General features: G+C 43.4%; 5 protein-coding genes, 8 tRNA genes and 3 rRNA genes. All 16 read left to right on the top strand.

The window, feature by feature from the left end; translation table 11 throughout:
* Window positions 1–445: 445 nt before the first annotated feature.
* Window positions 446–2006 (top strand): 16S ribosomal RNA (locus tag A5866_RS11475).
* 286 nt (window positions 2007–2292) lie between these two features.
* Window positions 2293–5204, top strand: a 23S ribosomal RNA gene (locus tag A5866_RS11480).
* Between the two features lie 96 nt (window positions 5205–5300).
* Window positions 5301–5416, top strand: a 5S ribosomal RNA gene (rrf, locus tag A5866_RS11485).
* Together the 16S, 23S and 5S rRNA genes with 8 tRNA genes alongside form the textbook arrangement of a ribosomal RNA operon.
* A gap of 14 nt (window positions 5417–5430) precedes the next feature.
* Window positions 5431–5503: transfer RNA gene (locus A5866_RS11490), tRNA-Val, on the top strand.
* A gap of 6 nt (window positions 5504–5509) precedes the next feature.
* Window positions 5510–5582, top strand: a tRNA-Lys gene (locus tag A5866_RS11495).
* Window positions 5583–5594: 12 nt separating this feature from the next.
* Window positions 5595–5676: transfer RNA gene (locus tag A5866_RS11500), tRNA-Leu, on the top strand.
* 31 nt (window positions 5677–5707) lie between these two features.
* A tRNA-Thr gene (locus tag A5866_RS11505) sits at window positions 5708–5780 on the top strand.
* A gap of 8 nt (window positions 5781–5788) precedes the next feature.
* Window positions 5789–5860 (top strand) — tRNA-Gly (locus A5866_RS11510).
* 10 nt (window positions 5861–5870) lie between these two features.
* A tRNA-Leu gene (locus A5866_RS11515) sits at window positions 5871–5956 on the top strand.
* A gap of 30 nt (window positions 5957–5986) precedes the next feature.
* Window positions 5987–6060, top strand: a tRNA-Arg gene (locus A5866_RS11520).
* 84 nt (window positions 6061–6144) lie between these two features.
* A tRNA-Pro gene (locus A5866_RS11525) sits at window positions 6145–6218 on the top strand.
* 164 nt (window positions 6219–6382) lie between these two features.
* The gene (locus A5866_RS11530) at window positions 6383–6850 is read left to right on the top strand and encodes a CtsR family transcriptional regulator (RefSeq protein ID WP_086277583.1); all 468 of its coding nucleotides are present in this window, start codon (window positions 6383–6385) and stop codon (window positions 6848–6850) included.
* Between the two features lie 4 nt (window positions 6851–6854).
* Window positions 6855–9344, top strand: a complete 2490-nt coding sequence (locus A5866_RS11535) for an ATP-dependent Clp protease ATP-binding subunit (protein WP_086445325.1) — start codon at window positions 6855–6857, stop codon at window positions 9342–9344.
* A gap of 373 nt (window positions 9345–9717) precedes the next feature.
* Window positions 9718–10638, top strand: a complete 921-nt coding sequence (locus tag A5866_RS11540) for a peptidase U32 family protein (protein WP_086445324.1) — start codon at window positions 9718–9720, stop codon at window positions 10636–10638.
* A 14-nt stretch (window positions 10639–10652) separates the two neighbouring features.
* Complete coding sequence (locus A5866_RS11545; protein WP_086277577.1) at window positions 10653–11894, top strand: peptidase U32 family protein; 1242 nt, start codon at window positions 10653–10655, stop codon at window positions 11892–11894.
* Window positions 11895–11959: 65 nt separating this feature from the next.
* Window positions 11960–13312 (top strand): glutathione-disulfide reductase, encoded by a 1353-nt coding sequence (gene gor / locus A5866_RS11550; protein ID WP_086277575.1) that lies wholly within the window; start codon window positions 11960–11962, stop codon window positions 13310–13312.
* Window positions 13313–13332: the final 20 nt, after the last annotated feature.

Genomic DNA, 13332 nt, shown 5'->3' on the forward strand with positions numbered 1-13332 from the left:
AAACTTTTGCAATCAGTAAAATAGTTGTTGACAAGCAGCTGTGGACCTGATAAAATAGTGAAGTTGTCGCAAGAAACAAAGATGGCTGAACGAAAATAGAATAACAATTCGAGTTTGAAAAAACTTGAAAAATCAGCGAGAAAGTTGTTGACAAATAACAAGTAACCTGATAAACTAATGAAGTTGTCACGAAACAATTGATGACATCGAGCAGAAAAAAACTTTGAAACTTTTTTAAAAAAGTGTTGACATCAAATCAAAGATTTGATATGATATAAAAGTTGCTGCGAGGTAACACAGTAGACCTTTGAAAACTGAACAAAGTAAGACGAACCAAATGTGTAGGTTGTTTTTACAACGGTAAAAACAAACAACAATTTTTAACAAGCAAGCAATATGCTAGCAACCAAATGAGCTTATCGATCGCAAGATCGTGTTCAACTTTTATTATGAGAGTTTGATCCTGGCTCAGGACGAACGCTGGCGGCGTGCCTAATACATGCAAGTCGAACGCTTCTTTTCTACCGAGTGCTTGCACTCATTTGAAAAGAGGAGTGGCGGACGGGTGAGTAACACGTGGGTAACCTACCCATCAGAGGGGGATAACACTTGGAAACAGGTGCTAATACCGCATAACAGTCGACACCGCATGGTGTTGATTTGAAAGGCGCTTTCGGGTGTCACTGATGGATGGACCCGCGGTGCATTAGCTAGTTGGTGAGGTAACGGCTCACCAAGGCCATGATGCATAGCCGACCTGAGAGGGTGATCGGCCACACTGGGACTGAGACACGGCCCAGACTCCTACGGGAGGCAGCAGTAGGGAATCTTCGGCAATGGACGAAAGTCTGACCGAGCAACGCCGCGTGAGTGAAGAAGGTTTTCGGATCGTAAAACTCTGTTGTTAGAGAAGAACAAGTAGGAGAGTAACTGCTCTTACCTTGACGGTATCTAACCAGAAAGCCACGGCTAACTACGTGCCAGCAGCCGCGGTAATACGTAGGTGGCAAGCGTTGTCCGGATTTATTGGGCGTAAAGCGAGCGCAGGCGGTTTCTTAAGTCTGATGTGAAAGCCCCCGGCTCAACCGGGGAGGGTCATTGGAAACTGGGAGACTTGAGTGCAGAAGAGGAGAGTGGAATTCCATGTGTAGCGGTGAAATGCGTAGATATATGGAGGAACACCAGTGGCGAAGGCGACTCTCTGGTCTGTAACTGACGCTGAGGCTCGAAAGCGTGGGGAGCAAACAGGATTAGATACCCTGGTAGTCCACGCCGTAAACGATGAGTGCTAAGTGTTGGAGGGTTTCCGCCCTTCAGTGCTGCAGCTAACGCATTAAGCACTCCGCCTGGGGAGTACGACCGCAAGGTTGAAACTCAAAGGAATTGACGGGGGCCCGCACAAGCGGTGGAGCATGTGGTTTAATTCGAAGCAACGCGAAGAACCTTACCAGGTCTTGACATCCTTTGACCGCTTGAGAGATCAAGTCTTCCCTTCGGGGACAAAGTGACAGGTGGTGCATGGTTGTCGTCAGCTCGTGTCGTGAGATGTTGGGTTAAGTCCCGCAACGAGCGCAACCCTTATTGTTAGTTGCCATCATTCAGTTGGGCACTCTAGCGAGACTGCCGGTGACAAACCGGAGGAAGGTGGGGATGACGTCAAATCATCATGCCCCTTATGACCTGGGCTACACACGTGCTACAATGGGAAGTACAACGAGTCGCTAGGCCGCGAGGTCATGCAAATCTCTTAAAGCTTCTCTCAGTTCGGATTGTAGGCTGCAACTCGCCTACATGAAGCCGGAATCGCTAGTAATCGCGGATCAGCACGCCGCGGTGAATACGTTCCCGGGCCTTGTACACACCGCCCGTCACACCACGAAAGTTTGTAACACCCGAAGTCGGTGAGGTAACCCTTGTGGAGCCAGCCGCCTAAGGTGGGATAGATGATTGGGGTGAAGTCGTAACAAGGTAGCCGTATCGGAAGGTGCGGCTGGATCACCTCCTTTCTAAGGAATATTACGGAAACTTACACATTCGTCGCTACTTTGTTCAGTTTTGAGAGGTTTACTCTTATAGAAGAAGTTAATCATTGGATTTTCTTTCTTATTATATGATTCTCTCAAACGAATTGTTCATTGAAAACTGGATATTGAAGTAAAAAAGTAATCAAAACAAACCGAGAACACCGCGTTGAATGAGTTTTTTAAGTAAAATAGTTCGAATGCTTATTTTATTGGTCACGCCTCTATCGCTAGAGAAACGAACCAAACAAAACCGATCGTAAGATCGTAAGGTTAAGTGAATAAGGGCGCACGGTGGATGCCTTGGCATTAGGAGCCGATGAAGGACGGGACTAACACCGATATGCTTTGGGGAGCTGTAAGTGAGCTATGATCCAGAGATTTCCGAATGGGGAAACCCAGCATCTTTTATAGGATGTTACTATTCAGTGAATACATAGCTGGATAGAGGTAGACGCAGAGAACTGAAACATCTAAGTACCTGCAGGAAGAGAAAGAAAATTCGATTCCCTGAGTAGCGGCGAGCGAAACGGGAAGAGCCCAAACCAACAAGCTTGCTTGTTGGGGTTGTAGGACTCCGTTATGGTAGTCTGTCAAGATAGTCGAAGAACCTGGAAAGGTTCGCCAAAGTGGGTAATAGCCCCGTAGACGAAATGTTGGCAACACCTAGGAGGATCCTGAGTACGGCGGAACACGAGAAATTCCGTCGGAATCCGCGGGGACCATCCCGCAAGGCTAAATACTCCCTAATGACCGATAGTGAACCAGTACCGTGAGGGAAAGGTGAAAAGCACCCCGGAAGGGGAGTGAAATAGATCCTGAAACCGTGTGCCTACAACAAGTCAAAGCCCGTTAATGGGTGATGGCGTGCCTTTTGTAGAATGAACCGGCGAGTTACGATTGCATGCGAGGTTAAGGTGAAGAGCCGGAGCCGCAGCGAAAGCGAGTCTGAATAGGGCGAATGAGTATGTAGTCGTAGACCCGAAACCATGTGATCTACCCATGGCCAGGTTGAAGGTGTGGTAAAACGCACTGGAGGACCGAACCCACGTACGTTGAAAAGTGCGGGGATGAGCTGTGGGTAGCGGAGAAATTCCAAACGAACTTGGAGATAGCTGGTTCTCTCCGAAATAGCTTTAGGGCTAGCCTCGGAATTAAGAATGATGGAGGTAGAGCACTGTTTGGACTAGGGGCCCATCTCGGGTTACCGAATTCAGATAAACTCCGAATGCCATTCATTTATATCCGGGAGTCAGACTGCGAGTGATAAGATCCGTAGTCGAAAGGGAAACAGCCCAGACCACCAGCTAAGGTCCCAAAATAACTATTAAGTGGAAAAGGATGTGGGGTTGCACAGACAACTAGGATGTTGGCTCAGAAGCAGCCACCATTTAAAGAGTGCGTAATAGCTCACTAGTCGAGTGACCCTGCGCCGAAAATGTACCGGGGCTAAATAGTTTACCGAAGCTGTGGATTACACCTCTGGTGTAATGGTAGGAGAGCGTTCTAAGGGCGTTGAAGGTCGATCGTGAGGACGGCTGGAGCGCTTAGAAGTGAGAATGCCGGTATGAGTAGCGAAAGACGGGTGAGAATCCCGTCCACCGTATGACTAAGGTTTCCTGGGGAAGGCTCGTCCGCCCAGGGTTAGTCGGGACCTAAGCCGAGGCCGATAGGCGTAGGCGATGGACAACAGGTTGATATTCCTGTACCAGTTGTTTTTGTTTGAGCAATGGAGGGACGCAGGAGGCTAAGGAATGCATGCGACTGGAAGTGCATGTCCAAGCAGTAAGTCTTGAGTAGAGTCAAATGCTTTACTCTTTACGGACAAGCTGTGATGGGGAGGGAAATAATAGTACCGAAGTTCCTGATGTCACACTGTCAAGAAAAGCTTCTAGTGAGAAAACAACTGCCCGTACCGTAAACCGACACAGGTAGTCGAGGAGAGTATCCTAAGGTGAGCGAGCGAACTCTCGTTAAGGAACTCGGCAAAATGACCCCGTAACTTCGGGAGAAGGGGTGCTGACTTCGGTCAGCCGCAGTGAATAGGCCCAAGCGACTGTTTATCAAAAACACAGGTCTCTGCAAAATCGAAAGATGAAGTATAGGGGCTGACGCCTGCCCGGTGCTGGAAGGTTAAGAGGATGGGTTAGCTTCGGCGAAGCTCAGAATTGAAGCCCCAGTAAACGGCGGCCGTAACTATAACGGTCCTAAGGTAGCGAAATTCCTTGTCGGGTAAGTTCCGACCCGCACGAAAGGCGTAACGATTTGGGCACTGTCTCAACGAGAGACTCGGTGAAATTTTAGTACCTGTGAAGATGCAGGTTACCCGCGACAGGACGGAAAGACCCCATGGAGCTTTACTGTAGCTTGATATTGAGTGTTTGTACCACATGTACAGGATAGGTAGGAGCCGATGAATCCGGAACGCTAGTTTCGGAGGAGGCGCTGGTGGGATACTACCCTTGTGTTATGAACCCTCTAACCCGCACCACTTATCGTGGTGGGAGACAGTGTCAGGTGGGCAGTTTGACTGGGGCGGTCGCCTCCTAAAAGGTAACGGAGGCGCCCAAAGGTTCCCTCAGAATGGTTGGAAATCATTCGCAGAGTGTAAAGGCAGAAGGGAGCTTGACTGCGAGACTTACAAGTCGAGCAGGGACGAAAGTCGGGCTTAGTGATCCGGTGGTTCCGCATGGAAGGGCCATCGCTCAACGGATAAAAGCTACCCTGGGGATAACAGGCTTATCTCCCCCAAGAGTCCACATCGACGGGGAGGTTTGGCACCTCGATGTCGGCTCGTCGCATCCTGGGGCTGTAGTCGGTCCCAAGGGTTGGGCTGTTCGCCCATTAAAGCGGCACGCGAGCTGGGTTCAGAACGTCGTGAGACAGTTCGGTCCCTATCCGTCGCGGGCGTTGGAAATTTGAGAGGAGCTGTCCTTAGTACGAGAGGACCGGGATGGACTTACCGCTGGTGTACCAGTTGTTCTGCCAAGGGCATTGCTGGGTAGCTATGTAGGGAAGGGATAAACGCTGAAAGCATCTAAGTGTGAAGCCCACCTCAAGATGAGATTTCCCATTTCTTTAAGAAAGTAAGACCCCTGAGAGATGATCAGGTAGATAGGTTGGAAGTGGAAGTGCAGTGATGTACGGAGCGGACCAATACTAATCGGTCGAGGACTTAACCAAAGAAACGAAATAAAAAAGTATTTTCGGAATGTTTGATTACTACTTCAATCCAGTTTTGAGTGAATAATCACTCAACTTAATAGTAACAACACCCAGTGTGGTGGCGATAGCGAGAAGGATACACCTGTTCCCATGCCGAACACAGAAGTTAAGCTTCTTAGCGCCGATTGTAGTGAAGGGTTTCCCTTTGTGAGAGTAGGACGTCGCCACGCTAAAGTGTTGTCTTGGAGGTTTAGCTCAGCTGGGAGAGCACCTGCCTTACAAGCAGGGGGTCGGCGGTTCGATCCCGTCAACCTCCATTTTTTGAGCCGTTAGCTCAGTTGGTAGAGCATCTGACTTTTAATCAGAGGGTCGCAGGTTCGAGCCCTGCACGGCTCATAGGAATATTTTGCGGGTGTGGCGGAATTGGCAGACGCACTAGATTTAGGATCTAGCGCCTTACGGCGTGGGGGTTCAAGTCCCTTCACCCGCATTTTTAGTCTCGTTTAATACTTGGCGAATACGCCGGCTTAGCTCAGTTGGTAGAGCATCTGATTTGTAATCAGAGGGTCGAGGGTTCAAATCCTTTAGCCGGCATCCAAATTGCGGAAATAGCTCAGTGGTAGAGCACCACCTTGCCAAGGTGGGGGTCGCGGGTTCGAACCCCGTTTTCCGCTTAGCTTGTTCGCCGGGGTGGCGGAACTGGCAGACGCACAGGACTTAAAATCCTGCGGTGAGTGATCACCGTACCGGTTCGATTCCGGTCCTCGGCATTGCAGTGACATACAGATGTATGACATGTAGCACCCATAGCTCAACTGGATAGAGTGCTTGACTACGAATCAAGAGGTTAGGGGTTCGACTCCCTTTGGGTGCATAGTTGATAGGTTTGACTGCGGATTAGAAGGTAATGTGTATTCGTTCCTTTTAAGCGTTTAGTCTTTTTTTATTATTATAGCTACGGGAAGTAGCTCAGCTTGGTAGAGCACTTGGTTTGGGACCAAGGGGTCGCAGGTTCGAATCCTGTCTTCCCGATTGAAAGAACAGAGTAATTGCTCTGTTCTTTTTTGTTCTAATGAAATACCCAATGCGTTATCTATATTTACTTTTTCTTATCAAATTAGGCATTCTCCTTTATTAAACAGTTGAAGTTATGTATAATTAAGGTCAGTATTAGTCAAGGGAAAAGGATGAGTGTGATGAGTAATCAAAATACTTCGGATTTAATAGAAGCATATCTAAAGAAGATTCTTGAAGAGAGCAGTAAAATTGAGATTCGCAGAGCCGAAATGGCTCATTTATTCAATTGTGTTCCATCCCAGATTAATTATGTTATCAATACACGCTTTACAATTCAACGCGGCTATTCTGTTGAAAGTAAACGTGGTGGCGGTGGTTACATTCGAATCGCCAAGGTTCAAATTTCTGATAGTGATCAATTGTTAAAACAGATTGCTCAGTTTACAGGCAATGAACTTTCAGAAAAAGATGCACTGATTTTTATACAAAAGTTGTACGAAGAAGAAGTGATCACCAAAAGAGAAGGAAACCTGATGTTGTCAGTTCTTGGAAAACAAGTTCTAGGCAAAGCAGGATCAAATGAAGATTATTTACGTGCTCAATTGATGCATTCATTTTTAGAACGTTTGAGTTACGAGGAGGAATGATAATATGGATGAATTATTTACAGAAAGTGCCAAGGCAGTCTTAGCCATTGCACAAGAAGAAGCAAAATATTTTAGGCATCAATCTGTTGGATCAGAGCATTTGCTATTGGCATTAGTTTTGGAGCCAAATGGAATTGCTGGGAAATCATTGCGCCAGTTGAATGCTGATAAAAACGATATTCGTGAAGAAATCGAACACTTGACGGGTTATGGTACTGTAAAAGCCTATCCTAAAGGTTCATACTTGCCTTATTCTCCTCGTGCAAAGCAAATTTTTGCATATGCTGGTGATGAAGCCAAGCGTTTAGGTGCACCAAATATTGGTACAGAACATATTTTATTAGGGTTATTAAGAGATGAAGATATACTAGCATCACGTATTTTATTGAATCTGGGCTTAAGTTTATCCAAAATGCGCCAGCTTTTAATGAAAAAAATTGGTATAACAGATCCACAAATGAGTGGTAATGTAGGACGTCGAAGAAATAATCAAGCTCAAAAAGCAGCACCAAAAGGAACGCCAACATTAGATTCTTTAGCACGTGATTTAACAAAATTAGCTCGTGAAAAAAATCTTGATCCAGTAGTTGGACGTTCACAAGAAGTTAGACGTTTGATTCAAATTTTAAGCCGTCGTACAAAAAATAACCCTGTTTTAGTTGGAGAACCTGGCGTTGGTAAAACAGCGATTGCTGAAGGGTTAGCTCAAAAAATCGTCAATGGTGAAGTGCCAGAAGATATGCAAGAAAAACGCTTGATGATGTTAGATATGGGCGCTTTAGTAGCTGGTACTAAGTATCGTGGAGAGTTTGAAGATCGGCTCAAAAAGGTGATCGATGAGATTTATCAAGATGGCGAAGTCATTTTATTTATTGATGAATTGCACACTTTGATTGGTGCAGGTGGTGCTGAAGGCGCAATCGATGCATCAAATATATTAAAACCAGCACTTGCAAGAGGTGAATTGCAAACAATCGGTGCAACAACATTAGATGAATATCAAAAGTATATCGAAAAAGATTCTGCTTTAGAACGACGTTTTGCCCGTGTGCAAGTTGATGAACCAACACCAGAGGAAGCAGAAGAGATTCTAAAAGGTTTACGTTCTCGTTATGAAGAACATCATGGTGTGGAGATTACAGATGATGCGCTACATGCAGCGGTTCAATTATCTGTACGCTATATCAATTCTCGTCAGTTACCAGACAAAGCAATTGATTTGATGGATGAGTCTTCAGCAAAAGTTCGTTTGGATTTAGCCGACGAACCTTCTGAAATCAATAATTTGCGCTTGGAAATTGCTCGTTTAGTTGAAGAAAAAGAAGCAGCAATTCAAGCTCAGTCATTTGAAAGTGCTGCTAGGTTACGTCAAAAAGAGAAAAAATTGGCACGTAAATTAGAGAATATTTTATTATTAGAACAAAAAGAAGCGTCTGGTTATGCTAATCGGGTAACAGAAGAAGATGTTGCTAATGTGGTATCACAATGGACAGGCGTGCCTTTACAGCAATTAGAGAAAAAGGAAAGTGAACGACTGCTTGAATTGGAAAGTATTTTACATCATCGAGTAGTTGGTCAGGACGAAGCAGTTCAAGCTGTGTCGCGTGCGATTCGTAGAGCTCGTAGTGGTTTGAAAGATCCAAACCGACCAATTGGTTCGTTTATGTTTTTAGGCCCAACAGGTGTAGGGAAAACGGAATTAGCAAAAGCTTTAGCTGAAACAATGTTTGGTAGCGAAGATGCCCTTGTTCGGGTAGATATGTCTGAGTTTATGGAAAAATATAGCACCAGTCGTTTGATTGGTTCTCCTCCAGGTTATGTGGGATATGAAGAAGGCGGCCAATTAACTGAAAAAATTCGCCAAAAACCGTATTCTGTTATTTTACTGGATGAGGTAGAAAAAGCGCATCCTGATGTCTTCAATATCTTGTTACAAGTGTTAGACGATGGTCACTTAACAGATTCTAAAGGACGAAAAGTAGACTTTAGAAATACAATTTTGATTATGACATCAAACATTGGCGCAACGGCGATTCGTGATGAAAAAAATGTTGGTTTCAATGTTCAGGATCTAACGAAAGATTACGGTGCAATGCAAAAACGGATCATGGAAGAACTGAAAAAAGCATTCCGTCCAGAATTTTTGAATCGTGTAGATGAAACAGTTGTCTTCCGTTCATTAGATCAGGAAGAAATTCACGAAATCGTGAAAATCATGAGTAAATCAATTGTTCAACGCTTACGGGAACAAGATGTTAATGTGAAAATCACAGCAGCTGCGATTGAAGTGATTGGAAAAGTTGGCTTCGACCCGGAATACGGCGCACGCCCAATTCGTAGAGCTTTGCAAAAAGAAGTAGAAGACCGTTTAAGCGAAGCATTACTTTCAGGTCAAATCCATCTTGGGGATAAAGTGACGATTGGAGCAAGTAAAGGAAAAATAACATTAAACGTTAAATCGCCTAAACTTGAACAGATGTTACAAACAATTTAAATTTAAAATCAATAATTCGCTGTGCAAAACGAATCTGTTTTGTACAGCTTTTTTTCTTAAATAGACATAAATAATACTCTTTATTTTGTGAAAAATGATCGTTAAAATAAAGAGAGCCTATTGGAAAGTTTGTGAACCTGTGCTACTATAAAACAGTTGTAAGAAGACTGTGTAAAAAGATAAAAGTATTGTTGTTAGATGAATTTGTAAAGGATTGGATGAGTCTGTTCAGCTTTTAAGATATTTAGCTTCATGGGCTAGCTCTTCAGAAAAAAGATAAATATGAATGGTGGCAAAAAACACAACCTTCCCTATTTCCTATTTTTCAGTCAGAGCTAAACGAGCCCATTTAGCTTTTAAAGGAGGATACAAAATGATAGAACTTATTGCGACTGCTGAATCTGTTGAACAAGCGGAGGCGTTATTAGCAGTAGGGGTAGATACTTTATACATTGGAGAAGAGATGTTCGGGTTGCGCTTGCCAACGTCATTTTCTCGTGAAGAACAGCGTATTATTACAGAAAAGGCCCATCATGCTGGGAAAAAAGTGACTGTTGCGTTAAACGGGATCATGCATCCAGAAAAAATGAAGCAGGTCCCGGAGTATTTGACTTTTTTGCAAGAAATCAACGTAGATCAAATAACTGTTGGAGATCCAGGGGTAGTATTTGTTTTACAACGTGACGGGATTGACATTCCATATATTTATGATGGAGAAACCTTAGTAACTAGCTCTCGTCAAATTAATTTCTGGGCAAAACGTGGATCGATCGGTGCAGTTTTGGCTCGTGAAGTTCCTTTTGAAGAAATGAAAGCAATGAAGGATAATTTGATGGTTCCAGCTGAAGTCCTTGTATATGGCGCTACATGTATTCATCAATCAAAACGTCCATTGTTGCAAAATTACTATAATTTTACTAAAAATGATGAATCCGCTAGTAAAGAGCGTGGGCTATTTATATCCGAGCCTAAAAAGGAAGAAACACACTATTCCATTTATGAAGACAGTCATGGTACTCATATTTTTGCAGATAATGATGTCAATTTAATTGGTGAGCTAGACAAACTTCATGAACATAATTACACAAAGTGGAAGCTTGATGGTATTTATGCGCCTGGAGAAAATTTCGTAAAAGTAGCGGAACTATTTGCAGATGCTAAGGAAAAAATAGAAGCCGAACTTTGGTCGAGTGAGCAAGCACAAGTGGCAATTGAACAAATAGAAGCTCTTCACCCAGAAAATCGTGGTTTAGATATCGGGTTCTTTGATTTAGATCCAGACGAGATAAAGTAAGGAGAAAAAAACATATGACAAACGAACGAACACTGAAGCGTCCTGAGGTCTTAGCACCCGCAGGGACGCTAGAAAAACTAAAAACAGCTATTCACTACGGTGCAGATGCAGTCTACATTGGTGGTAATGCTTATGGATTACGTAGCCGTGCCGGGAATTTTACAAAAGAAGACATGATCGAAGGTGTAGCGTTTGCCAACGAACATGGGGCAAAAGTTTATGTGGCAGCAAATATGGTTACACATGAAGGAAATCAAGAAGGAGCAGGAGACTTTTTCAGAGAAATTCGTGATGTTGGGATTTCAGCAGTCATTGTTTCTGATCCAGCTTTGATTGAAATTTGTGCAGCGGAAGCGCCAGGCTTGCCGATCCATTTATCTACACAAGCATCAGCTACCAACTATGAAACATTAGAGTTTTGGAAAAACGAAGGATTAGAACGTGTGGTTTTAGCGCGTGAAGTATCTATGGACGAAGTCGCAGAAATCCGCAAAAATACAGATGTGGAAATTGAAGCGTTTATTCATGGGGCAATGTGTATTTCTTATTCTGGTAGATGTACGTTGTCTAATCATATGTCGATGCGGGATGCGAATCGTGGTGGTTGTTCACAATCTTGTCGTTGGAAATACGAACTTTATGATATGCCTTTTGGCGCTGAACGTACAAGTTTGACTGATAAAGGTGAAGTGGAAGAAGAATTTTCAATGAGTGCGGTGGATATGGCGATGATCCAACATATTCCTGAATTGATCCAAAATGGTGTTGATAGCTTTAAAATCGAAGGCCGAATGAAGTCAATTCACTACGTTTCTACAGTAGCGAATGTTTACAAAAAAGCGGTTGATACGTATATGGAAGATCCTGAAAATTATGAGTGCAAACAAGAATGGATCGATGAGCTTTGGAAAGTCGCGCAAAGAGAGCTTTCAACTGGCTTTTATTACCATGTACCAACCGATGAAGAACAGTTATTTGGAGAACGTCGCAAGATCCCACAATATAAATTTATCGGGGAAGTGATGGCGTATGATCCCGAAACGAAAGTCGCAACGATTCGTCAAAGAAATCATTTTAGTGTAGGCGACGAAATTGAATTTTACGGTCCTGGGTTCAAACACTTCCATCAAACAGTAGATGTTATGTATAATGAAGAGAACGAGTCAATTGATCGAGCACCAAATCCAATGATGATTTTAACAATGCCAGTTGAAGAACCAGTAGCAGTTGGTGATATGATTCGTAAAAAGAAATAAATATTTTGATTGAGGGATTGGCTGTTACAGCTTGTCCCTTTCATTGCAGAAAGGATAAGTGAACAATGGCAAAACAATATGATTATATCGTAATCGGCGGTGGCAGTGGTGGAATTGCTTCTGCTAATCGTGCCGGGATGCATGGGGCTAAGGTTTTATTGATCGAAGCGGCTGATATTGGCGGAACTTGTGTGAATGTTGGTTGTGTACCTAAAAAGGTGATGTGGCAAGCAAGTTCAATGATGGAAATGATAAAACGAGATACAGCAGGGTATGGAATGGATGTAGAGGTCAAGTCCTTCAGTTTTAAAAAGCTCGTTCAAAATCGTGAGGCGTACATTGATAATCTACATGCGGCTTACCATCGTGGGTTAGATAGTAATAATGTAGAAGTTTTAGCAGAGTATGCAACGTTTGTTGATGATCACACAGTCGAAGCAGGAGGCGAATGTTTTACAGCTCCTAATATTTTGATTGCAACTGGTGGACGACCTAAAAAATTAGGAATTCCAGGTGAAGAATATGCAATCGATTCTAATGGATTTTTTGCTTTAGAAGAATTACCAAAACGAGTAGTCTTTGTTGGAGCAGGTTACATAGCTGCTGAACTTGCTGGAACCATTCACGGATTAGGATCTGAGACACATTGGGCATTTAGAAAAGACCGTCCATTACGAGGTTTCGATGAAATGTTATCAGAAAAAGTAGTTGAGCATTATGCTGAAGATGGCATGCATATTTATCCTCATTCAACTCCTCGTTCGATTGAAAAGTTTGAATCAGGAGAATTGATGATCACTTTTGAAAACGGAACTAAAATCACGGCTGATAGTATTGTATTTGGAACTGGTCGTCAACCTAATACAGATACGTTAGGGCTAGAAAATACACATGTTGAGCTGACAGACCAAGGCTATGTAAAAGTGGATAAATTCCAGAATACAACACAAACTGGTATTTATGCTGTTGGCGATGTGATTGGCAAAATCGATTTAACACCCGTGGCGATTGCCGCAGGAAGAAGATTATCAGAGCGTTTATTCAACGGAAAAGAAAATGAGTATTTAGATTATGAAACAATTCCAACTGTGGTCTTTACGCACCCAACAATTGCTACAGTTGGTTTAACTGAAAAAGAAGCCGAAGAGAAATATGGGGATGAAAATATCAAAATTTATCAATCGACTTTTACACCAATGTATTTTGCTTTAGGTGAGTATCGTCAAAAATGCGATATGAAACTAGTGTGTGTCGGCGAAGAGGAGAAAATTGTTGGATTGCATGGGATTGGCTTAGGGGTTGATGAAATGTTGCAAGGTTTTGCAGTAGCAATCAAAATGGGGGCTACGAAAAAAGATTTTGATAATACTGTGGCAATTCACCCGACAGGTTCGGAAGAATTTGTAACGATGAGATAAAAAAACACGGATAAAACGTC

The organism is Enterococcus sp. 12C11_DIV0727, assembly GCF_002148425.2.
GTDB classification, from domain to species: Bacteria; Bacillota; Bacilli; order Lactobacillales; family Enterococcaceae; genus Enterococcus_L; species Enterococcus_L lemimoniae.

Excerpts from the sequence above, each read along its gene's own strand:
- A5866_RS11530 (WP_086277583.1), top strand. The coding sequence starts at position 6,383 with ATGAGTAATCAAAATACTTCGGATTTAATAGAAGCATATCTAAAGAAG.
- A5866_RS11535 (WP_086445325.1), top strand. The coding sequence starts at position 6,855 with ATGGATGAATTATTTACAGAAAGTGCCAAGGCAGTCTTAGCCATTGCA.
- A5866_RS11540 (WP_086445324.1), top strand. The coding sequence starts at position 9,718 with ATGATAGAACTTATTGCGACTGCTGAATCTGTTGAACAAGCGGAGGCG.
- A5866_RS11545 (WP_086277577.1), top strand. The coding sequence starts at position 10,653 with ATGACAAACGAACGAACACTGAAGCGTCCTGAGGTCTTAGCACCCGCA.
- gor (WP_086277575.1), top strand. The coding sequence starts at position 11,960 with ATGGCAAAACAATATGATTATATCGTAATCGGCGGTGGCAGTGGTGGA.